The organism is Flavobacterium sp. FlaQc-52, assembly GCF_044007495.1.
GTDB classification, from domain to species: Bacteria; Bacteroidota; Bacteroidia; order Flavobacteriales; family Flavobacteriaceae; genus Flavobacterium; species Flavobacterium cupriresistens.
Window position 1 is genome coordinate 168,023 of the sequence record NZ_JBIPCV010000006.1, and the last position, 22,176, is coordinate 190,198.

16 protein-coding genes and 1 riboswitch are annotated in these 22,176 nt (G+C 36.7%); of the genes, 5 read left to right on the plus strand and 11 right to left on the minus strand.

All coding sequences use genetic code 11. The features are described 5' to 3' along the window. Nucleotides 1-33 precede the first annotated feature (33 nt). Complete coding sequence (locus tag ACHRV5_RS12895) at nucleotides 34-522, minus strand: DUF1761 domain-containing protein (protein ID WP_395427016.1); 489 nt, start codon at nucleotides 520-522, stop codon at nucleotides 34-36. A gap of 181 nt (nucleotides 523-703) precedes the next feature. Between ACHRV5_RS12895 and ACHRV5_RS12900 the strand changes: the two genes are divergently transcribed. Continuing rightward, the gene (locus tag ACHRV5_RS12900) at nucleotides 704-1,561 is read left to right on the plus strand and encodes a Two component regulator three Y domain protein (RefSeq protein ID WP_395427017.1); all 858 of its coding nucleotides are present in this window, start codon (nucleotides 704-706) and stop codon (nucleotides 1,559-1,561) included. 799 nt (nucleotides 1,562-2,360) lie between these two features. Beyond that, nucleotides 2,361-2,666 (plus strand): hypothetical protein, encoded by a 306-nt coding sequence (locus ACHRV5_RS12905; RefSeq protein ID WP_047778555.1) that lies wholly within the window; start codon nucleotides 2,361-2,363, stop codon nucleotides 2,664-2,666. A gap of 504 nt (nucleotides 2,667-3,170) precedes the next feature. Here ACHRV5_RS12905 and ACHRV5_RS12910 read toward each other — a convergent pair. Beyond that, the gene (locus tag ACHRV5_RS12910) at nucleotides 3,171-4,304 is read right to left on the minus strand and encodes a PKD-like domain-containing protein (protein WP_395427018.1); all 1,134 of its coding nucleotides are present in this window, start codon (nucleotides 4,302-4,304) and stop codon (nucleotides 3,171-3,173) included. Nucleotides 4,305-4,423: 119 nt separating this feature from the next. Further along, a riboswitch (cobalamin riboswitch) is annotated at nucleotides 4,424-4,659 on the minus strand. 321 nt (nucleotides 4,660-4,980) lie between these two features. On the opposite strand from ACHRV5_RS12910, the gene ACHRV5_RS12915 reads away from it, so the two are divergent. Further along, nucleotides 4,981-5,703: a hypothetical protein gene (locus tag ACHRV5_RS12915; protein ID WP_395427019.1), complete on the plus strand. Its 723-nt coding sequence runs from the start codon at nucleotides 4,981-4,983 to the stop codon at nucleotides 5,701-5,703. Nucleotides 5,704-6,781: 1,078 nt separating this feature from the next. On the opposite strand, the gene ACHRV5_RS12920 is transcribed toward ACHRV5_RS12915, so the two are convergent. After that, on the minus strand, nucleotides 6,782-7,267 hold the full coding sequence (locus ACHRV5_RS12920; protein ID WP_047778560.1) for a thioesterase family protein: 486 nt from the start codon (nucleotides 7,265-7,267) through the stop codon (nucleotides 6,782-6,784). A 50-nt stretch (nucleotides 7,268-7,317) separates the two neighbouring features. Beyond that, complete coding sequence (locus tag ACHRV5_RS12925; protein WP_395427020.1) at nucleotides 7,318-7,899, minus strand: TetR/AcrR family transcriptional regulator; 582 nt, start codon at nucleotides 7,897-7,899, stop codon at nucleotides 7,318-7,320. A 485-nt stretch (nucleotides 7,900-8,384) separates the two neighbouring features. Between ACHRV5_RS12925 and ACHRV5_RS12930 the strand changes: the two genes are divergently transcribed. Continuing rightward, nucleotides 8,385-9,956 carry a murein L,D-transpeptidase catalytic domain-containing protein gene (locus ACHRV5_RS12930; protein ID WP_395427021.1) on the plus strand — a complete coding sequence of 524 codons (1,572 nt, stop codon included), beginning with the start codon at nucleotides 8,385-8,387 and terminating at the stop codon, nucleotides 9,954-9,956. A gap of 116 nt (nucleotides 9,957-10,072) precedes the next feature. Here ACHRV5_RS12930 and ACHRV5_RS12935 read toward each other — a convergent pair whose 3' ends face one another. After that, nucleotides 10,073-10,528: a carboxymuconolactone decarboxylase family protein gene (locus ACHRV5_RS12935; RefSeq protein WP_047778562.1), complete on the minus strand. Its 456-nt coding sequence runs from the start codon at nucleotides 10,526-10,528 to the stop codon at nucleotides 10,073-10,075. Nucleotides 10,529-10,641: 113 nt separating this feature from the next. Here ACHRV5_RS12935 and ACHRV5_RS12940 point away from each other — a divergent pair, with 113 nt between their 5' ends. After that, nucleotides 10,642-11,094, plus strand: a complete 453-nt coding sequence (locus tag ACHRV5_RS12940; protein ID WP_395427022.1) for an Lrp/AsnC family transcriptional regulator — start codon at nucleotides 10,642-10,644, stop codon at nucleotides 11,092-11,094. 108 nt (nucleotides 11,095-11,202) lie between these two features. Here the strand turns inward: ACHRV5_RS12940 and ACHRV5_RS12945 are convergent, their stop codons facing one another. The 6 genes from ACHRV5_RS12945 to ACHRV5_RS12970 all read right to left on the minus strand — a co-directional run bounded on the left by ACHRV5_RS12945 (nucleotide 11,203) and on the right by ACHRV5_RS12970 (nucleotide 22,153). Continuing rightward, complete coding sequence (locus ACHRV5_RS12945) at nucleotides 11,203-12,507, minus strand: ATP-binding protein (protein ID WP_395427023.1); 1,305 nt, start codon at nucleotides 12,505-12,507, stop codon at nucleotides 11,203-11,205. Then, nucleotides 12,504-13,094, minus strand: a complete 591-nt coding sequence (locus ACHRV5_RS12950; RefSeq protein ID WP_395427024.1) for a hypothetical protein — start codon at nucleotides 13,092-13,094, stop codon at nucleotides 12,504-12,506. The genes ACHRV5_RS12945 and ACHRV5_RS12950 overlap by 4 nt, the downstream gene beginning before the upstream one ends. Before the next feature lie 70 nt (nucleotides 13,095-13,164). After that, complete coding sequence (locus ACHRV5_RS12955) at nucleotides 13,165-18,120, minus strand: DUF4157 domain-containing protein (RefSeq protein ID WP_395427025.1); 4,956 nt, start codon at nucleotides 18,118-18,120, stop codon at nucleotides 13,165-13,167. Between the two features lie 26 nt (nucleotides 18,121-18,146). Beyond that, nucleotides 18,147-18,500, minus strand: a complete 354-nt coding sequence (locus tag ACHRV5_RS12960; protein WP_395427026.1) for a hypothetical protein — start codon at nucleotides 18,498-18,500, stop codon at nucleotides 18,147-18,149. Between the two features lie 91 nt (nucleotides 18,501-18,591). Further along, the gene (locus ACHRV5_RS12965; protein WP_395427027.1) at nucleotides 18,592-21,015 is read right to left on the minus strand and encodes a DUF4157 domain-containing protein; all 2,424 of its coding nucleotides are present in this window, start codon (nucleotides 21,013-21,015) and stop codon (nucleotides 18,592-18,594) included. Between the two features lie 31 nt (nucleotides 21,016-21,046). Continuing rightward, nucleotides 21,047-22,153 carry a hypothetical protein gene (locus ACHRV5_RS12970; protein ID WP_395427028.1) on the minus strand — a complete coding sequence of 369 codons (1,107 nt, stop codon included), beginning with the start codon at nucleotides 22,151-22,153 and terminating at the stop codon, nucleotides 21,047-21,049. Nucleotides 22,154-22,176: the final 23 nt, after the last annotated feature.

Here is a 22,176-nt window from a genome sequence, read left to right on the forward strand (position 1 = left end):
TTGATTTCAAACGGGTTGTGTTCTTTTATGTGGTTAGGCAAATGCACAAACGATTCCACCCATTAAAGTCAGTGTGACGATCCAGAATCCGGCGTGAATCAAAATGTATTTCCATGATTTTCTTTCGAATAGCGAATTAATCCCAACTACGGGAAAAGCAAAAAACAGGCCTGAGACAAAACCGTGCAGCGCACCGTGTTTAAAAGTGCGATAGGCAGTTCCATAATCTGCCATAAAAGCGGCAAACGATGGTTTTGCACTGGCGATCAACGGAGGGCCGCCGACCATTCCTACTGCTCCGGATTGATGAATAGTCAATGCCATTAAAACGATGGTAATCATTAGCGAAAAAACATATGTTAATCCGAAAATTTTAAGCATGTTTCCGGTTCGAAGGACCTCTTCGGTCAGATTACTTTCTCTCATCCATACTGTTCCAAAGACTTTTGGATGATACCAGACAAAACCAACGACAAGTGTCATGATAGCAGCAACTAGTAGTGCAATAAAGTTAATTTCCATAATATGAGGTTTTTATGATTAGTTAGTCAAATTTAATCAAATAAAGTAAAACTTTTGGAAATTTGTAATAAGTAGTATAAATAACGTTAATAAATTACTTATTAACACTTTATCGACATTATGTGCTTTATGTCTGTAAAATGTATAATTTTATTCCTGAAAACAAACCCCCAAATCTGTTATGAAAAGTTATATCACTCTTTTTTTAGCACTTGTTTTTTCTCTAAATATTTTTGCAGATACTGTTTCGGACAAAGAAAAAGATGCCCTTATTAAGTTGTACCATGCTACTAATGGATCACAATGGAAAATAAAATGGGATTTGTCATTATCAGTAGCTACATGGTATGGAGTAACAGCTGAAAATGGAAAAGTTGTCGGGCTTAATTTGGCCAACAATAATTTGCAGGGAGAATTACCAGGTGAGTTTTACGATTTAGTAAATCTGATTGCCGTCGATTTACATGAAAATGGTCTGAAAGGACAACTTCCTGTAGCAATTCAAAATCTGAAGGAGCTTGAAGTTCTCGATGTTTCATTAAATGAGCTGTCAGGAACATTACCGGCTTCGATTTGCGAATTAAAAAAACTGAAAAATTTGGAGCTTTTCGCTAATAAAATTTCAGGAGAATTGCCAATAGAGATTGGAAAATTAAAGCAGTTAGAAATACTGTCGTTGTTTAATAATGAACTGGAAGGGCAACTGCCGGGTTCTTTATATAAAATTCAGACATTGAAGGTATTGCTGCTCAATAATAATAAGATGTCCGGGAACTTAAGTAATGAAGTACTTAATTTTTCTGCTCTTGAAAATCTAAGTCTGTTTGACAATAGTTTTGGAGGTGAAATTCCAAAAGGACTGGAAAAGTTACATAATTTGTCTGAAATGAATCTTTCATACAATAAATTTGAAGGAACCGTTTCTAAAAACCTGGTGTTATTAGATGCACTGAATATGACGATGTTTGACGAAAACGGAGATCCGGTTTTGTTAGAAATTAATAATGAAAAAGAAACTACAATTGTTACCCAAAATTAATCATGCTTATGAATGAATTTCACTCTCGTTAAAAAGTTGATTAAATATATTTAGTTAATTGTTGAAAACCGTAATTCGTTACGGTTTTTTTCTGCCCAAAAGTGAGTGGAGTACGGAATTGTTATGAACACGAATTACACGAATTTCCACTAATCAATTCGCGCAATTTGTGGCGTTTTTTTTTTTTGAAGCTAAACTTTCTGGAATGTTTTTATGGCCACGAATTACACGAATTTTCACTAATAAATTCGTGTTAATTCGTGTAATTCGTGTTTTTTTTAGGTTAGACTTTATCGGAATGTTTTTATAGCCACGAATCTCACAAATTTCCACTAATCAATTCGTGTTAATTCGTGTAATTCGTGTTTTTTTTAGGTTAGACTTTATCGGGATGTTTTTATAGCCACGAATCTCACAAATTTCCACTAATTAATTCGTGTTAATTCGTGCAATTCGTGTTTTTTTTTAGGTTAAACCTTATCCGTATGAAAAGAAGACTCGAATGAAAGATTTCGTCACTCTGTAGAAAAAAGTAATCCTTTCAATCCTTTTAATCTGTGGCAGATCTTTTTTTTATTTCGTCACAGATTAAAAGGATTAAAAGGATTTTTCTGGTTTGTGGTCTTGCGCTTTTGAGTAGACAGAAATCTTAACAAAGACGCTGCAACTTTTGGACATGATTTAAATAACATTTATTTTTGAAGCGATTTTTTATTCATTTGCTTTTTTTTCATAACTTTAGTTATCAATGTTGGAATGAAAAATAAAATCTTAAATTAACCCTTTTAATTATAAAATTATGGTAGTACAATATAAAGGCGAACAATACGGAAAGGAGACACAATTTACAATAAGAATCATTGGTAATAACCTTTCTAAAAGCAGTTCAAATTATCAAATAGATTTATTGGTAGGTGACAAGCAATTGCCAACTTTTACAACGTCTATTCACCAGAGTTTATCAAATTGCCTGAAAGAGATCTATTTGTTCAGAAAACATAACGGGATTAAATTTGATGCTTCTTCTGAAGTAATAAATCCTAAACTAGTGCCTTACGATAAGGTTTTGTACGATTATAATAAGTACGCTTTGTTTATGGCTTAGGTCATTTTGCATGGTAAAAATACAGAAGACTGTCTATTGAGACGGTCTTTTTTTTGTTTTCATAGAGGAGGATTAGTGCTTTACAAAGAAAAATGTTTGACACGAATTTCACGAATTGGCACGAATCATTTTGTTGGTTGCGTTTTTTTGCTGCGTAATGTTTGTCTTTTCGATGTAAGGAGAAATCACACATGTATGTATGTTTTTTATGGAATATAGATTCTTGTGTAGGCTTAACCGCAAGGGTGCGAAGTTTAATTATGGTATAGTAAATCCTTTTAAATTTTGTACTTTTTTTTCACGCAGATTTAGCAGATTAGGCTGATCTGTTTACCTCTTATAAAAAATCTGTTCAATCTGCTAAATCTGCGTGAAAAAGAAAAACTCAGCGCTCTTTGCGGTTAAAAAACAGCAGACAAATGATCTATAAAATAACCACAAAGAGCGCTAGGTTTTATATAAAGTTCACGATGGTTTCTCGTATAAACCAATAGCTTGAAACTATTATAAATTCAAATCTTTAAAGCCCGAAACTTCGGTAGAAACTTCCCCTAGCCATCCACCTTCGGCACGGTTTGAATTGTAGACTTTGATGAAGTTAATTCCTTGTAGTTTTACAGGGTTTCCTTTTTTGTCTACGGCCCAACTGATATCGATTTGGGCTTTTTCATCGGTGTTGGACCAATTGTCGGCATAGCCCCAGTCGTAGGCGGGGTTTACCCAATACGTGCCTGTTCCGGATTTATCGTATATATTGGCTTTTAAGAAAGTTCCTTTTAGGGTAATGCTGGTGCCTTTCCAGGTTGGATAGAAAGGATTGCTATGATAAGCATTTTTAGAGATATAACCTGTTTGTCCTTGATTATCAGTCCAACGAATGTAATTGGGTTCCGATGGGTTTTCAGGTTCACTTTTGGGTTGGTAATACGTCAGTTCGTAATTTTTGATTGTTGTTGGTTTATTGTGCTCTGAGCCTGCAATTTCGTACCACTCGTCATCTGCTTTTCCGTTGTTGTTTACATCGCTGGAAACCATGATTATACCGGGTTCGCCCCAATTGCTGAACGCATTTCCAAGGACAATAAAATCGTTGCCTTCTTTATTGATAATTGTGTGGTCAAATCCCATTACGATATAACCTCCAAATCCGCCAAGACTTACCAAGCTTCCTGTTGTAAGTGCCGTTTCTGCTTTTTTTCGCATGGTTTCGTCAGTGTCTTTTACAGTTGCTTCGGGTAGCGCATTTGTAAATTGCCCGGGAGCAGGAAAGAATTCAAAGACATTTTTGACTCCGTTCAGATAGGTTTTTTCATTTACATTAACGGTGATTTTTTTAAAGATTTCACCGGAATTGTTTTTTACTCTAAAGTCAATTTTATAGGTTCCGGCTTGTGCAAACACGTACATTAGATCAAGTGTGGTCGCAATTATTTTTCCATTTAACAGCCAGGTATAAGTCACGTTATCCGGATTTTTAAGTTTAGGCTGGAGGTGAAACCATTGCATTTTTTCAATTGTAAAACCATTTGTTGGTTCATCAAATGTTACTTCCGGTAATACCACTTCGGAAGGTGTCTCATCTTTGGAACATCCGGTGAGGAATAGAGTTGTGGCTAATGCAATTAAAAATTTATTCATAAACGAAAAGAGTATTATTTTCTATTCTTGTTTTTGCTTTAAAAGCGAAAAAACGAAAACGAAAACCAAATTTGAATTTGATGTTTGTGTTCGGGCTTAAAGTTTTGCTCCACGAAAACTTTAAACTATTAAGCAGTGGCAGGTCTCCTGACTTGTTTCCATTTTGAGCAACCTTCCCACATTTCTAAAAATGCAGTGGCAAAAGATTAGATTTTGGAGATTTGAAAAATCAACAGCAATCTGTCAAAATGTTGTATGAAACTTACAGTAACGGGCTTGTTCAGGATTTGCACCTAATTCCCTTTTAATCAACTACACCGAAAAATGCAGTTGAACCATTGCGCGTACAAATGTAAATAAACTCTTTGGTGCTTTTAATGTTAATTTCAAAAAAAAATAAGTGTCTTTTTCGAGGTTCCTTTTTATAAGACAGCCCAAATAAATGGTAGAATAAATTTTTTAACGGCGGGTTATATAATACGAAATTTCTCATGATACTAAAACTATTTTTATATATTTGATATAGTAGAATGATTAAAAATAGATTGTTTTGAAGATGTATTGCTGAAAATGTTATAGTGTTAAGTCGTTGACTGATAATGTATAAATGTATTTTTTGTTAAATCAAGTAAAATTAAGCATTAGTATTAACCATTAATTAACCAATCATTGTATTATGAAAACAAAAATTATTTTAGTTGCTTTTTTAGTATCCCTTTTTATTTCTTGTCAAACAGATGAAATTGCTCAGGAGCCATCGGCTGTGGAGCAAAACAAAGAATTGAAATTTGCCGTTGATCCGGATGGCAAGATCTTACAAAATATTCCACCCGAAATTATCAGCTTAATGGTAAAGGAGTTTGAGTTATCGAATAAGAAAAGTGAAATCGAGATACTGAGAAATTCTTATGATTTTGAGACAGGGAATTTAACCAAAGAAGCAGCCGGAAGCGATGCTTATTTTAAAAAGTTGAATGAACTGGCCACTGAAAAGAAACTGACTGGCAAAGCAGCTGAAGCGACAAGTGGATATAGAGCACATGTAGCAGGTAAAGGTTGGTTGCCATGGACGCCATACGGACAAGTAATAGGAACAATTGGAGAAAGCAGACAATTGGAGGCTGTTGAATTTGGAGGTTACATTCCGAGTCCTATTTGTAAAATTGGAATTGCTCACGTAGAAGGACTTGGTTGGTACGATCAGGGATGTTCGAGAACATTAGGAACCGTTGGTTTAGGCAGAAGAATGGAGGCAATTCAGGTATATGCTGCAAGTTACTACAGAGCTTATGTGGCAGAATTAGGCTGGTTACCATGGGTAAGCAGTGGTCAGGTTGCCGGAACTGTTGGACAAAGCAGAAGAATGGAAGCTTTTCAGGTAACGAATTTTGGATACTAGACTACGGATATTAGTTCCCTAATTCAGGCAAGACTGCGAAATACTTTCTTTAGAATACACACAAAAACTCCTTAAGAAATTAAGGAGTTTTGTGTATATAAAATGATAATGAATCATTCTATTCGTACTTTAAGAATTTTAAAATATTGGTTCTTTCGGCTAAAGACAAGATACACCTCTCAATCCTTTTATGTTTTCGTCAAATAGGATCAACTAATTATTAACTAGCAGCTTGAATTAATTAGTAGGATCGCTCAACTTTACCGTTTTATAAATATCAAAAAGAATAAAAACTGCAGTAATAAGATTGGCAAATAAAAACAGGTCTAAAAAACCGCCATTTATAATTTCAAAGAGAGCAAGTATTAAAAACAGTGCAAATAAAAGCAGATTAAATATGCCGAAAAAGCAATAAAGAAAACTTAAACTTAATTTGTTCTTCTTGTCGTTTTTAAAATAAAAGAATCTTAATAGTATTAAAATCACTCCAATTGCCCCGGAAACCCAACAACTGTTTAAGTAAAAACCAAAAACCCCGAACCCATGAAACCAGCCAGGTGATTCAAAGAAATAAATGAAGAAAGCACAAATTGTCCAAATATTTGTTATGATCAGGGAGAAGGTTAGATTTTTAAAAAGGGTTTCTTTCATGTGTTGGTTTCTTTTGGTTATAAATAAAGTTTTGATGTAACACTGTGTAAACATTAATAGTGCCAGAATGTGAATAACAATAGTATTTAATTCTTGCTCTCAGTAAATTTTAATTCAGTTCTTGAAAGATTTTTTTGTAATTGTGTGAAATGTAAAAAGGGCAGAACCTTATAGAATGGTTCTGCCCTTTTTTTATTCTTTATAGTTGGATTGCGGAAAATTTAACGCAAAGCTCGCAAAGATTTTCTTTTGCACGCAGATTTGCTTAGCCAGTTCGCTATCGCTCGGGTAGCGGATTAGGCTGATCTTATTTATCTCTCAAAAAAATATTTGTGCAATCTGCTAAATCTGCGTGTAAAAAAACAAGTATAAAACTAAAAAGAATTCGTAATACTATAACTAAACTTTGCGTGCGGTTATCTCCGGTTTAAGCATAACTTTTCATTTTCTGAACGATCTCTAAATAACGATTTTCAAAAACAGTTTGCTCAACAGGAACCACAACCGATTGGAATAATTGCATCAAATTATCAGCGTGATTGGCTACTTTTGTTGTTTGAAGGTTGTAATGAATGAATTTTATCCAAAGCAATGCTTTTAGTTCTGTTTCATTCTCATTCCACATTTTCATTTCTACCAGTAAAACATTATCAGTATATTGAATCAGTTGAGACTCGATTACTACGGTTTCCATTGTAGAGGCCGGTCTCATATAACTGATCTGATTGGAAGCTACAACCCAGCTCAGCGCGGTTGTTTTCATCAATTTAAAAATATCAAGATTGTAGTGTTCTGCAATTTGATCTTCACGGGTATTAATGAAATATTCAAGGTATTTTGCATTGTTCAAATGATTGAAAGGATCGCAATCCTGAAATCTGATTTTTCTTTTTGTTTTTAATACTTTTTCCATTTTTAATTAAATTATCACATACCGATTGGTATATGTAGGGTTAAATTTTTTTACTTTTTTATGTTTTTAATTAGTATGTCATCAATGAAATCCATTGCATGCGTAATGTAGGAGTCGTCATTGTGTGTAAATGCCAAAAGAGAACTGCCTTCTATCATAGTTAAAATGAGTTGTGCATATTTGTTTACATCGGTATCCGGTTGAATTTCATCTTTGCTAATCCCTTCGTTGATGATATCGGTTAGTCCATTAATGAATTTTTGAGATAACTTCTCGGCAGCTTCGAACAATAGAGGATTTACAAATTTGGTGTCAACAGAAACCCGTAACATCGGGCAACCACCTCTGTCCTTGAGCAAATCGTAATAGGAGCGATGGTAGTTGGTTATGGTGTGTAATTTGTTAATAGCACCTTCCTTGGTCGCCACCAGCTTAAACAACGGAATTATAGCAATACCGACATTAAGTTTAAACGCTTGCAGTGCCAAATCTTCTTTGTTGGCAAAATTGCAATAAATAGCCCCTTTGGTCAGCCCCGTAGCCTTTGTAATATCCGACAAACTGGTTCCAATATAGCCTTGTTTATTAAAAACGGGCGCAATTTTATCCAATATAAATTCAGAAGTATTCATGGCTTGTTTGGATTTGTGACTAATAGTAGGACAAATATAAGAAACAAATACCGATCGGTATGTGAGAAAATGGTTTTTTATTTTAAATAATTTGCTTTACTAAATTTTGGAAGAATGTTTGGGTTCTTGTTCTGTTAGCAACAAGATTAGTGTTAGCATTGGTTTAGAGACTAAGATGCTCGCTGGCAATCCTAAAAAACAAACAAAAGCTATCGGACATCGTTTTATCAGAAGTCTTTGAAAGTGGGTAATTTAATTAAATTTACTGCTATATGATTTCGCAAAAAAAATGATTAATCTTGTTAAAAAATAGTCGTACATTAGTTGTTTGTAAATGTTTTATTTTGAGTTAAGTTGTTGATTTATTTATTTTTAGAATGTTTTATTTTGATTTTTTTTAATTGTTATTAAAGAAAATGTCTTACAATTTTTGTTTTGCTTTTAAGTGCTTAATTAAATGTATAAAAAACTTAATACTAAATATTATGACTAAAAAAATAGCAATTATCCCGAAAAATAAGGATAGAGGAATACATGTTGAGACGCTACAAAAAAGACTACTTGATTTAGGATTTAACCCTAATGGAGTAGACGGTATTTTTGGCAATGGCACAGCAGTGGCGCTTAAAAAATTTCAAAGTTCATCTGGTTTATCTGATACAGGAATTATTGACACTACAACGCTCTCCAAACTCGATTTAGAATTAAAAGTGGGACAAGACAATAATCATGAAATTGCGATAACAGATATCGTAGATAGAAAAGATATTACTAACACAGATTGGAAAAATAGAGGGAAGGCTGTTTGGGGTTACTATTATGGTATGGCACTTATGTTTGCGGTTTTATATAAAAGATTAAAAAAGGGAGATCCACTTGTCAAAGAAATGGCAAAAGCACTTCATTCAGATCGTGATAGAGATGCTCTAAAAAGATTTGATACTGTGTTTGCTGGTAAAGGGATGAAAAATGATAATGGAGAAGAGGACAGGTTAAGGCATCTGTTTGTTCTTATGTTTGGGCTTGGTGTTATGGAAAGTAACGGAAAACATTGTGCAGGCAGGGACATTACCATGAATTTTGATCATGGTGATGATACGGAAGCGGGATTGTTTCAAACCAGTTATAATGTAAGGAGTGTTGCAAGAGATAAATTATCACAAGTGTTTGAAACATACAGATCGTCAAACACAAATGGTTTTTTAGAGTATTTCAAAAAAGGGTTTAAGTCCGAAGAAACCGAAAATTATGGGGCCGGAGACGCTTACGAGTTTCAAAAATTATCAAAAGAGTGTCCTGCATTTTCTATAGAATTTACTGCTATCGCATTAAGAAATGTATCCAATCATTGGGCTCCTGTAAAACATAACGGAGATGCCGAAAAAGGGTTGGAAATAAATAGCGCCTGCAATGAACTCTTAAAACAAGTACAAGAGTATGTTGATACATATGGATTCAATGCTGATGAGATAAATCTAGTTGAAAATACAAGAGAAGAAATTGCTCCAATTGCAGTTACTGATCCAAAGAGTGAGCTAAAAGAAATTGCGTTAAATAAAGCAACTGAATTAGGACAGAAGGAGCAACTTGAAAAACTATTTGACTCGTATCCCGAAAGTACGGCAAACTATTGGGCAGTAGTAGATTTTAATAAACCAAGTTCAGAGAAAAGATTTTTTATCTTTAATTTGAAAAATAAGAATTACAAATCCTATTTGGTTGCCCACGGAAAGAATTCAGGAGAATCGTATGCAAGAAATTTTTCTAATGTAATTGGCTCTAATCAATCAAGTTTGGGGATATATAAAACAGCAGAGACTTATAATGGAGAACATGGACTTTCATTAAGGCTAGATGGGCAAGAAGCTGTAAATTCAAATGTAAGAGCAAGAGCTATTGTAATTCACAAAGCAGATTATGTGGTCCCAAATTATAAGGGAACTAGCAGAGCAGGTCGCTCAGAAGGTTGTTTAGCTGTAAATCCTACTGACATTGATGAAGTTATAACAAATTTAAAAAATGGCTCCTATATTATTGCATGGACTACTAACGCATAGTTTTAAAAAATCTGCTGCTTTTATATGGAGGAAAAGTAAATAAAGACTACTACAGTCCGCTAGAGATTTTTCGTTGGCTTTTTAAGTCTAACGAAACCTTAGTAGTTGTGTATCGTTTATAAGTTTAAGTCTTTTAATTGTACCACTGCATTTAATTGGTAATTTTCAGTTAAGTTGAAAATTTTTCCGAGTTTTTGTGAAGCGCTGATAAAAGCGATGAAGGTACACAATTCCGAAATTTCCTTTTCAGAGAAAAACTCTTTAAGCATTTCAAAATGCACATTTGAAATGGATTGGTGGTCTTTACAAAACAGTTCGACAAAAGCAGTTACAGTTGCAGTTTTTATTTTAGTTTCATCAAAGTTGGGTCTTCCTCCTTTTACCATACAGTATTCACAACCATTTTCAAAAGCCATTGCTCTTCTTATTTGTTCTAATAAATCGTTGTCTAAGGACGTTTTTTCCCAAAAAGATTCCTCCAATTCAATCCATTTTTCAAGAATTTGAGTATTGTGTCCGATAAGTTTTTCAAAAGAGGTTTTTCCATTTTCTGCAAAGTTAATTCTTGTCATTGTTCAAAATTTAAGTTAATCAAAGTTCAAGGTTTTGATTTCTTTGTCAAAGTGGATTTAATGGTAATATTTATTAATTTAGCTTAAATTAATTTTATTTTAAACAAGATGCAATGAAAATAACTTTAGACGATTTTGATTATAAAATTCTTCAAATCCTGAACGAAAATGCAAGATTGAGTTATGCTGAAATCGGAAGAAAAATTGCTTTGTCGCAATCGGCAACGAAAGAACGCGTTTTAAATTTGGTTGAAAATGGGGTGATAAAACAGTTCAGTACAGTTATAGATTTTGAAAAACTAGGCTACGGATTAAAGGTAATTATTAGCTTAAAATTCAAAAACGATGAGTTTAAAATATTCATTACTGATCTGTCAAAGTTTCCTGAAATTCTCACTTGTAAACGTATTACGGGAGAATATTGTTTGATTGCGGAATGTGTTTTGCGGGATAGTTTACATCTCGAAAATTTGATTGACCGCTTGATCACTTATGGTGTTCCTGCGACTTCAGTTCAATTATCAGAAATAAAAGCAGATACTTTTTTTAAGCGTAAGATGAGTTAAAAACACACATTATGTTTAGGCATTTGGCAAGCAGATTCCCTTGTTCTGTCAATTAAATCAGGACATACTGTGGCTAAATCTTTTGTTTTCAGTAAAGTAGTATTTGAATCACATCATTTTCCCTTCCTTAGCATACTCTTTTTTTATCCCTTGAAGAAGGTGCGTGAGGTTAATAGTTTCGTTTTCGTCTTCTAATGTTTTCAGGCAGGCATATTGAATGATGTTTACAATATTGGCACCTGTAATGTCGTATTTTTTGGAAAGTTCGTTTAGGTTTACGTCCTCAGAAATTCTAATTCCTCTTGGCAGGTTATTTTCCCAAAGACGCAAGCGTTCCCCGTAAGAAGGGACTTCAAACTCAATTATAGATTGAAATCTGCGGGTGAAAGCCGTATCAATATTCGCCTTAAAATTCGAAGCCAGAATAACCAATCCGGGATGGTTTTCGATGCGTTGCAGCAGATACGAAACTTCCTGATTAGCGTATTTGTCATGGGCATCGCGAACGTTGGTTCGTTTTCCGAACACGGCATCTGCTTCATCAAAGAAAAGGATCCAGTCTTTGTCGGCGGCTTTGTCAAATAGTGAGGAGAGGTTTTTCTCGGTTTCACCAATGTATTTTGAAATTACCATCGATAAATCTATTCTGTAGACATCTCTTTTAGTATACTTCCCAAGGAGGGAGGCGGTGAGCGTTTTTCCGGTTCCCGGGGCACCATAAAACATGACTCTGTATCCCGGTTTTATTTTGGATTTCATGTTCCATTCGTTTAGGATGATGTCGTTAAATTTCAACCAGGTTTCTATTTCTTTAATGTTATTTAAAGTAGTAGAATTGAGTACCAAGTCGCCCCATTCTAATTGTGTTTCGATTAATTGTGCGGGGAAGATGCTGCTGAGCTGCGGTTTCAGGATTTTTCCGGTAATGAATTTTTCGACATATTCATCATCTAAAACAAGCAAACCGCTTAGTTTGGGTTCGCCATTGCTAACCGAGTCTATTTTGATGATTCCTTTTTGATAAAGGAAAGACTTGTTGTGCAGGTAATTATAAAAGGAGATTCTATTCTCGAGATGGTTTCCTGCGATTAAAAACTGAGCGGTTTCGCCCGTTGGTAAAATCCCGCGGTGGTTCTTTGTTTTTATGCCGCCGAATTCAGGTAATTCACCACCATTGGGTAGGTATTCGGCTATGATGGAGCTTAAAAAATCAGGATGAATATTAGGAACCAATGCCAATGCCAGTAACAGTATATCGGTTTCGGACAGGTTATTTTCTATGATGAATTCGTTCACAAATCCCGTAGCATCCAGTTTTCTGACGATGAATTTTTCCGCTGGATTTTCTACCTGAAAAAGAGTGTCAAGCTGAAAGATGAATTGGTTTTTTAGAATCTCAAATAGTGTTTTCATGATGGTTTTCTTAAAAATTCAATTAATTCATTTCCTAATTCTATTTGTTCATTAACCGATGTCATAAAAGGATCGGTTAGGTATTCAATATCTTTAATTTCAGGGAGATTTCCTGTCAACGTTTCTTTCCAATTGCCTTTGTTGTTTGATTCAACAAAATCATATAATTCTTTTCGTTGGTTTACCTCCTTAAAAAAGTTCGGAGATTTGGCTGCCGGATAATAAGAATAGTAGGGAGAGGGTAAGCGGCCCAATGATGAAAAACAGGTTAAATGGCCTTTAGGTTCAAAAATAAAAAATAAAGGTTCACTATAAATGCAGGTTCTTAATAAGGCAAATTCTCCATTCAACAGTCTTTTTTTTAACTCAATTAATTGAGGAAGTATATGCTCCAGTATGCCGAAAGGATTAAAATCTTCGTCTGATGACATCGAAATCCCGTTAAATATAAGAATAACTTTCTCCAGATTGGGTTTCCAGAACGGGGGATTATCAAGAAAATCTCGGATATTGATTGCGCTTTTAGGCAAGAAATCATCTTCGAAACTATCATCATCTGCCGGATTATAAAGGTAAAATGTTAGCATTATATTTTAGTTGTTTTTAGTTTTTTACATTAAAATGGGATAAAGTAAAAATAGGTTTTTTTTAGATGAATTAAATACTTTGGTACAATACCATTGCAGCTTTCATGAGTTTCCCTTCAATTTGAAAACCGATACTTCCCTGCGGATAGATAGACATTATTCCTCTAATGTTGTCCAGACTTACCCATACCTGATGTCCTGAAGCTAATGTCCCTTGTCGTACATCGGTTCGGGCTAAACCTTTTACTAAAGCTTCTACTTCAGGGGAATTCAAAAGAGTTCGGGCCAGATTTTCCAATTGTCCCATATCGGTTCCAAGATCAAACATACTGACGTTCGACTCAATATTGGCAAAAGATTTTACATAGAAGTATTTCCAGGTATGACCGGCTGCTATATGTGAAATATCAGCGTTTTCAATGGTAACAGTTACAAATGTTCCGTCCGCAATTTGTAAACTTTTCTGACCAACCTGACCTATTCCGTTGGCTCCTCTGGCCGGAAAATTAAGGTTCGATGCCCCTCTGCACTCATTGGCCAGGTTTATTGCATATTCTAATCCTTTATACCATTTTGTAATTCCGGGAGTTTTGCTGGCGAGACCTCTGTCAAAGAAATCCACTATTTTATCAATTTTTTTGAACCCATGGGTCGGACATGCTTCAAGAAAGTCAAGAATAAAAGTGGAACCCGAAGTAGCACGTGATAAACCAGATGCAATTGCTTTGTCAACGACAGTCAGCAGATCAGCAAAATTACCGAAATGGTTGATGAAGTTGGTTACTTTATCAAGGTCCTTAACCTCATCTAAAACCCTTATTAAATCATCTACAACACCGCCGGCATGAGTCAGAAGATTTCTTAATTTGGCTACCGTTAAGTTATCCATGAAAAGGAGTTTTTCCAGTTTGGCAATTGTCATTCCCGGTTCGTCGAGGAATCGTACAAAATCATCCAATTCACCGGCTAAACCATTCAGTTTTGGTATGGCTTTGTTTATATCTGATAATCCTTCCAGAAAAGGAACCAAACGATCTAAGGCTGTGCTTCTTCCCAGTAGGGTAACTAACTTGTCGAACTCTGTTACGCCGTTGAATACAGCCAATAAGCGATCGGTGTCTGCAAATCGGTCAAAAGCGATAACCAGTTTATCCAATTCGGCAACTTTGTCAAATAGTGCTACTATTTTATTTACTTCTGTCGCTTCTTCTACTATTCTTAGTAAGGTGGCAAAATCTGCGGCTTTGGTTACAATTCGAAGCAATGCTGCAGTATCGTCGGCGGTCTCGATTAAGGTGATTAATCTTCCGAGATTGGATGCTCCGACACGTTCCATAGCAATGATCATTTTGTCCAGGTCAGTTGCTTTATTCAGCACTCTTATTAGTCTTCCGATATCATCGCCCGAACGTTCCAGTATCGTAATTAATTTGACGAGCTCTTTTGCTTTCCCCATTATGGTGATCAGGCTTTCGGCATGACCGGCTACTATTCCTTTTTCGATAAGGGCTAAAACCCGGCCAATATCATCTGCTTTGGTCAGAATACTAAGTAATTCATCAGCCTTACCAACGGCGAGTAATGCTTCAATTATTCGGGCTACATCATCGGCGCTAGTCAGTAGTTTAATCAGCCCCGTAACGTCTTTAATTTTTTCGATTAATAGCAGCAATCTTTCAATATTGGCCATGCTGTCGATCAGGGCAATAAAGGCTTTTACATCTCCCACCAGAACAACAATTCTGAGGAATCGCGCCAGCCCTCCAACTCTTGCTACAATTGCCGAGATTCTTGCGATGCGTGCCAACCAGCCAACTAATCGGGAATAAACACCTGCTCCGACGAGGGCTAAAGCAATTTCAAAAAGAGCTCTTCCGAATAATCGTCCTCTTTCGTAAGGACTTAAACCTTCTGTAGTGACCGCCTTGTAGATGTAATAGATGGCAAAAAGAGCCGCTATAACAATTCCGACAACAAGCAGTACTTTCAGGATAACAGCCAAAGCAATTCCGAATTTAAAGATCAGGACGAGAATTATGATGACAATAATGATCACAATGATCCAGAAAATTAAAGTTCCCATTGCTTTTCCTATGGTAGTGATCAAAGTGGTAAAACCTTCCACAAAACCTCTTGCCATTCCGGATATGAAATCAGTGAACGTATCCCACCAGGAACTGGAACGATTGAATTCCCTGTCGAGATTGGCGGTAAACTGGTTTACTATTTCTGTTTGCTGTTCCAGACCTTTGCTTACCGTTTCGTGCATGTTAGAGACGTCGTCAGTAAGTTGACTGTTCCATTTGGTTTCGCTTTTATCAATTTGTTCCTGTAAGCCTGAACCCAAATCATCTGCCACGGTTTTGGTATCGGTTTCAGCCTCTCTTGCGCTGCCATTAATTTCTTTTACGGTATCTGATTTTAGTTTGTCGGCAGATTCCTGATAGCCGCTTGCTGTTTCAGATAAAGAAGTATTAATGGTGTCCTGAGTTGAAATAAATTTAGTCTTGAATTCTGTTGTAACATCAGACACTTTTTTGATGACGTCTTTAATGTATTTGTCAACGTCTTTATGATGTTCGTCAATAGCTTTGCCTAAATCATTTTGTGCTTCTGTCACTTCTTCGTTATACCAGTAAATTTCGCTGATGTCGGTTTTGAACTTATCAATCTCTTCCAGTGTGGTTGTTTGATTTTTATCAGTATTTGAAATTCCGGTTTTTAAAATATCGTCTAATTCCGTGTCTATTTTTGTCGGGATCAGTTCCAGTACGGCAATTTGCGAAGTGATGCTGGTTCCTAGCTCGGTTTTTAACTTGGTTGTTTCTTCCTCCAGAGAAGTGAGTGATTTTGCTGCAGATTCGGTTACGGCCTTGATGATTTCGTCTTTTTTGTCATTGATTGCCTTTATTGCTTCTTCTTTTTTGTTACCAAATTCGGAGCAAACATTCGTCGCATCTTCGCGATAATTGCCGGCTAATTTTAAGGAATGCGAAATGACTTCGGAAGAAATAAGATCACCCGCTTCCTGAATTTTCTGAATGGTATCAGGCTTGCTGGACCAGGCGGCTTCAATAATGTCGCCGGCATTGTCCTTGCCGCTGTATTGGCTTTGTTTCTGCTGAATAATGGCGTCAATCTGCTTAATGTTGGCAGAAGTAGTTTTGAGGGCATTGGTAGATTCTTCGGTTCCTGTAGCAGTCACACTTTTTGCTTTATCCTCGGCGATAGAGGTAAGTGACTCTTTTTTGGTTAGGATGACATCATCTACCCTTGCTATTTCTTCAATGGCGGTATCTTTTGCTTGTTGTATTTCAGTGTCTCGTTTTTCTTTTATAGCATTGCTTGCCTGTTCATAGGATTTATTGATTTTTTCAAGAGTCGCTCTTTTGGTTTCTTTTAATCGGTCGATTTCGGTTTGAACAGCCTCTTTGGTTTTTCTCTTCTCCTCATTGATTCCGTCTGTAAGTGCTGTTTTTTGATTTGTGAAATAGGTAATAGAGGCTTGTTTTTTCTCTTCAACATAAGCAATAAACAAATCATAACTGGCAAAACCACCACCCGTTTCTGCACCACCTGTAGAAGATGTTGAGGTGGTTTCTGACGAAGTTGTACCGGTACCATCTGATGAATCACTGCTGGTAGACTCATTGTTTTGGCTTGCTGTTGCTGGTGTTGTTGATTGGTTGGCCTCTTCATTTCCGCTTGCATTTGTCGTTGATTGGTTCGTTGAATCTGTGGTTGCCCCCGGTACCGATTGGTTTTGAGTATCATTTGCGGGTGTACCCGATTGCGAAGTCGAATCGGTTCCAGAAGTGTTTTGATCGGCTGCTGTACTATCAGAAGTTGAACCTCCATTATTGGATTGAGACGATTGATTTTGTTGTGTTGAAGTGTCTTCAGAAGAGGTGTTTTCAGAAGAGGTGTTTTCAGAAGAAGCGTTCTCAGAAGAGGTGTTCTCGGTTCCTGAATTTTCCGGTGATGAACTTTTGGGTTCTTCTTCCTTTTTTTGAACGGCGGGAGCTGATGCACCTTGTTGAACAGTATGTGTCAGTTCGTGAGCAAGCAAGTGTTTTCCGGATGGAGAGTCGGGATTGAATTTCCCTTCATTAAAATAAATATCATTCCCGTTTGCAAATGCTTGAGAGCCCAGTTGTTGATTCATTTGAACAGCATTGGAATCATTGTGGATTTTTACATCGCTGAAATCGGCTCCAAACCCTGATTCCATCTCTGTTTTGGCATTTTCCGGAAGCGGAGAACCACCACCTTTGCTATTGTTTAAATCGGTTTCAAGATCAGAATTATCGGTAGGATCTGCATCAGCACCCGCACTCATTTGGAGTCCATTTTCCTCTTCTTTTGATTGCGTTTCCTCTTCTTCTTTGGATTGAACTTCTTCTTCGACTTTCTTTTGTTGAATCAATGGCTTTGGTGTCGGCATTTTTTCAACAGTTGCAGTTGCTTCAGGAGTTGTAACTTCGGTTCTATTTGGAGCGGTTTCTTCTTTCTCCGATCTCGAATGAAAAAGAGTAGCGTTGTTTTCTCCTACTGCTGTTGTTTCGGGTGCAGTAACTTCTGTTTGGTTTAGAATCGTTTCTTCTTTTTCTGAATTGGAATGCAAAATGGAAGGATTGCTTTCAACAGATGGAATTATTTCGGGAGTCGCAACCTCAACTTTGTTTTGAACTGTTTCTTCTTTTTCCGATTTTAACTGACCCACCGGACTGATGTTCTCAGCTATTGGTTTTTCAGAAAGAGTATTTTCAGCTTCTTCTTTTTTCTGTACGTCATTTAGTTTTTTCTGAGCAATAGGAGAGGGACTGAAAAAAGGTTCCGGTGCTGTATTCTTTTGCGTATTGGAGATTACTTTTTCGGCTACATGATCGGCTTCGGCTTCAAATTTATCATTTGATTTTCCGATGTTAAGCTTTGCCTGTACACCAAAAAAATCCTCGCCCTGTCTCGAATTTAGTCCGGACGAGTTTGAAGGATTTGCTTTTGCTTTTTGGTGAAATGCTCCCATGAACCTTTATTCTAAGCTGTGATTATTTACTCTTCACCTGCAAAAGCAGCTGCTAAGGCATTTAAAGTATATCGCTCTTTTGGATTGTCTGTTTTTTGATATCCCCAAAAAAAGAGCCGTCCGTTAGAACTGAATAATGAATTTTTCAGATTGACACTGGGGTTAGCGGTAAAGTATTTTAGAGCATCCTCATGTTTTTGCTGATTTTCATAAATATAGATGACACAAACAACATTTTCGTCAATTACCTCATAGCTCACGGCATACTCAGCAGCTGCTTCATTGGCTGTAGGAGTAGGAGGAATCTCTTTGAGAGGCTTCGAAAAGGAATGCAGTAAACGGTCTATTTTAGTTTTTTCATGCTCTAAATAATCTGACATGTTGGTTGTTTTTAATTGGTTATTATTTCTGTTGTCTTTTCGGGAACAAGTAGCCAGTGCCAGGCTTACAAGACAATAAAATCCTATTTTTTTATAAGTACGCATCGGCAGCAGTCCAGTTTCCACTTTTAGTTTCATTTAGGAAAGTACTCCAGCCTGTACCTCCGGCACTAACAAAAGTACTTTCTAAGGTATCTGTATCCCCATCAAAATACGCAGCGGCTACAACGGCTTCTCCGACTAATGCGACTAATTTTGTGGCGGTAGTCCAATTGTCCTGGTAATTTGTTCTTGTTGAAATGTTTATTCCGGCTGCGTTACAAACCATTCGGGTAAAATATTCGGTCACTCCTTCATTTAGCGGCTGACTGAGGTTTATTAATGTCCGCGTCGAATATTTGTGTGTTCCCTCATGTACCATAGTACCGGGGTTACCGCTATTTTGCTCGATCCATACCCTGCGTTCGCTGTCTACAAATCCACTTACGTTTTTTGTTGCCCATACTGATGCGCCATAATGGTTCTCTCCGGCAATATTCCAGTTTAAGGTATCAACAACGGCTACAAATCCTTCAATTTGACGTCCTTCTGCCACTCCACCGCCTACATAAGCAGACAGATGCGTTTGAATTGCGGCGTCAGCATCTACAGCAGAAGTATGCGCAATACTTCCAACAAACAGCATTCTTAACTTAATAATTACCCATAAATAATAGTCGTCTCCAACTTCTGAACGAAGAGAGGCGAGGTAGGCGGCATCATTCCATACCAAATCACGATCTGCTTTTGTGGCGAGTTCGATAATTTGTTTGACTTCTTCTAAACCGGCCTCTGTTCGGGTCCATTCAATTTTAGTTTTTAAATCAAATTGCAGATCGGTTAAGGCCTCGATGATCGTTACGTTGGTGCAAACGCTGCCAAAAAAGGCTTTCCATTCCTCTGTTTTTAAGGAGTCTCTTTCAATTTGTGTGGTGTTGGCGTGAATGATCCACGGTTTTATGGTGGGATAATTGAGTTCCCAACTGGTTATGGTCATTTCGGCGTGTAACCAGGTTAATTTGGTGATCAGATCAAATTGCAAGTCGTCTAATGCTTCGACCATTGTGTCATTGGTACAAACATCAACAAAGAAACTCATGCCTAAATCCGTATTTGTTTTTAGGGAATCTCTTTCAGCTTGCGTTGTATTGGTGTGAATGATCCACGGTTTTATAGTGGAATAACTGAGTTCCCAACTGGTTATGGTCATTTCTGCTTTTAGCCAGGTTAATTTGGTGATCAGATCAAATTGTAAGTCGTCTAAGGCCTCCACCATGGTCGTATTGTCGCAAACATCAACAAAGAAACTCATACCTACATCCGTATTTGTTTTTAGGGAATCTCTTTCTGCCGGAGTGGTATTGGCGTGTGTGATCCAGGGTTTTATAGTGGAATAACTGAGTTCCATGCTGGTTATGGTCATTTCTGCCTTTAGCCAGGTTAATTTGGTGATCAGATCAAATTGTAAGTCGTCTAAGGCTTCCACCATAGTCGTATTGTCGCAAACTCCGACAAAAAAGCTTCTCCAGGTATCGGTTTTTAAAGCGTCTCTTTGGGGTTGGTCTGCAGCGATTACCATTCCTTTAATCTCGCTGTAGCTCATAAATGTAGTTCCGAAAGTCGCCGCAGCTTGTACCCATTCGAGTTTTTTATCCAGAGTCCACCCTAAATTGTTGACGGCACTGGTCATTTCTGCTACATTAAGGGCATCGGCCATTCGTCTTTTATAACTACCATCCGCCAAAACCGTTGCTCGTTCCGATTCTTCAAGTTGAGAGCACATCAATATCACCTCATCTTCGGGAACGTTAAAACTATCCAGCATTTCGTTTAGACTGTCCAGATGGTTGGGTGGATCTTCTTTTTGAATATTGGGTTTATTGCCTCCTTGCTGTAAAGTATGGGTAAGCTCATGGGCAAGTAAATGTTTGCCACTTTGTGAATCGGGATTGTATTTTCCCTGATTGAAATACACATCGTTTCCGCTGGCAAAAGCCTGTGATCCCAATTCTTTATTCATTTGAATGGCGTTAGAATCACTGTGAATTTTCACATCGCTGAAATCGGCTCCGAAGCCCGATTCCATTTCTTCTTTTGTTTGATTGGCCAACGGAGAACCACCGCCTTTGCTACTTTGAAGTTTACCTTCTAATGCTGAGGTATTGGTAGGATTGGTATCCGTTGTAGCACTTTTTTGAAGTGGTTCTTTTTCTTCCTTGCTCTGTACTTCTTGATCTTCTTTGGCGGTTTGTTTTTGAACTAAAGCGGGTTGGGGTGGAGTAAAAAATCCCTTCGAATTATTTTTTTTATTAGAGACTACTTTGTCGGCTGTAGCATCAGCTTCGGCTTCAAATTTATCATTTGATTTGCCAATGTTGAGCTTTGCCTGTACACCAAAAAAGGATTCTTCTCCTCTCTCCACTGTCGAAGGGGAATGTTTTGAGTTAGAATTTGACTTTTTTGGAAAGGTACTCATAAACTTTTCGTTTCATTTGTTATTCCATAATCTAAAAAGGGCTCTTTATTTCAATCAAAATTATTTCTTTAGGACCTGCTATTGATAGAATCAACTGGTTGTAATTAACGATTTTAAAATAGTGGCTTTGTCCAATTATCCATCTGTAAGGGGCAACACCCTTTTGGTATTGCATTTCATTTATAACATGCAAGGATTCGGCTGTTGTTCCATTTTTACTGAATTCATAATAGTTAGATAAATTATACGCTGAATACCCATTCTCTTTTTCAAAAACAACAGGGAGAATTTGCTTATCGAAATTTTCCGGAAGCGCCCATTTTTTTGATAAGGAGTTCGATAGTAAATAGGTGGTTTTGTTTTTAGTATAGGAAACAAAAGCTTCACCATTATTCAAAACTCCGGCCGATTGTAGTCCGATTTCTCCTTTTAATTCAGGACCATCATACCATCTCAAAGTAGTACCTTCCAAAGTAATATATTGGTTGCCCCAGTAGCCTGCTAAATTTTCAAAGTAGCCATATTTCAGGACTGTTTTTTCTGATTTTGTTACACCGTTTTTGTCCAGCGAAAGAATAGCATCGCGGGATTTATTAAAGCAAATAAGACTATCGTTGTATGAAATGGTATTGATGCCACCAGTCCACTCAAAGCGTTTTATAGTTTTAAAATCAGCATCGATTAACCATGTATCGTTTAAACCAATAACCCAAATAGCTTTATTTTCAGATGGAATAATTTTCATTCCACTTAGAGGATATTGAATTTTAGTTCCGTCTTTTCTTTCCAGAGTAATCGAGTCGAAAGTTAATTTTAAAAAATCTCCGGTGTCCGTAAGTAAGAGATCAATAACATCAGAATCAACAGCAACATATTTAAAATTGTTATTGAAAAGAGTGAAGAAAGTATTGTCTTTTTTGCCATTTTCAGAAGCATATCGCCCAATAAGATGCTCAGGAGAACCAAAGAGTTCGAGATATGTTTTTGGAAATGCAAGGGCAGGATTTGGGATGTCAATTCGGGAATATTCAATACCCTTTTGAGTACCCGAATTGTCTTTTGACAAAACCGGAATCGAATCGGTCTGTTGGCTGTAGACGATTTCAAGAGTAAGTTCATTTTTGGCTTGAATATTCATGTTAACGGGTTTTTTGCATTTAG

Excerpts from the sequence above, each read along its gene's own strand:
- ACHRV5_RS12895 (WP_395427016.1), bottom strand. The coding sequence starts at position 522 with ATGGAAATTAACTTTATTGCACTACTAGTTGCTGCTATCATGACACTT.
- ACHRV5_RS12900 (WP_395427017.1), top strand. The coding sequence starts at position 704 with ATGAAAAGTTATATCACTCTTTTTTTAGCACTTGTTTTTTCTCTAAAT.
- ACHRV5_RS12905 (WP_047778555.1), top strand. The coding sequence starts at position 2,361 with ATGGTAGTACAATATAAAGGCGAACAATACGGAAAGGAGACACAATTT.
- ACHRV5_RS12910 (WP_395427018.1), bottom strand. The coding sequence starts at position 4,304 with ATGAATAAATTTTTAATTGCATTAGCCACAACTCTATTCCTCACCGGA.
- ACHRV5_RS12915 (WP_395427019.1), top strand. The coding sequence starts at position 4,981 with ATGAAAACAAAAATTATTTTAGTTGCTTTTTTAGTATCCCTTTTTATT.
- ACHRV5_RS12920 (WP_047778560.1), bottom strand. The coding sequence starts at position 7,267 with ATGGAAAAAGTATTAAAAACAAAAAGAAAAATCAGATTTCAGGATTGC.
- ACHRV5_RS12925 (WP_395427020.1), bottom strand. The coding sequence starts at position 7,899 with ATGAATACTTCTGAATTTATATTGGATAAAATTGCGCCCGTTTTTAAT.
- ACHRV5_RS12930 (WP_395427021.1), top strand. The coding sequence starts at position 8,385 with ATGACTAAAAAAATAGCAATTATCCCGAAAAATAAGGATAGAGGAATA.
- ACHRV5_RS12935 (WP_047778562.1), bottom strand. The coding sequence starts at position 10,528 with ATGACAAGAATTAACTTTGCAGAAAATGGAAAAACCTCTTTTGAAAAA.
- ACHRV5_RS12940 (WP_395427022.1), top strand. The coding sequence starts at position 10,642 with ATGAAAATAACTTTAGACGATTTTGATTATAAAATTCTTCAAATCCTG.
- ACHRV5_RS12945 (WP_395427023.1), bottom strand. The coding sequence starts at position 12,507 with ATGAAAACACTATTTGAGATTCTAAAAAACCAATTCATCTTTCAGCTT.
- ACHRV5_RS12950 (WP_395427024.1), bottom strand. The coding sequence starts at position 13,094 with ATGCTAACATTTTACCTTTATAATCCGGCAGATGATGATAGTTTCGAA.
- ACHRV5_RS12955 (WP_395427025.1), bottom strand. The coding sequence starts at position 18,120 with ATGGGAGCATTTCACCAAAAAGCAAAAGCAAATCCTTCAAACTCGTCC.
- ACHRV5_RS12960 (WP_395427026.1), bottom strand. The coding sequence starts at position 18,500 with ATGTCAGATTATTTAGAGCATGAAAAAACTAAAATAGACCGTTTACTG.
- ACHRV5_RS12965 (WP_395427027.1), bottom strand. The coding sequence starts at position 21,015 with ATGAGTACCTTTCCAAAAAAGTCAAATTCTAACTCAAAACATTCCCCT.
- ACHRV5_RS12970 (WP_395427028.1), bottom strand. The coding sequence starts at position 22,153 with ATGAATATTCAAGCCAAAAATGAACTTACTCTTGAAATCGTCTACAGC.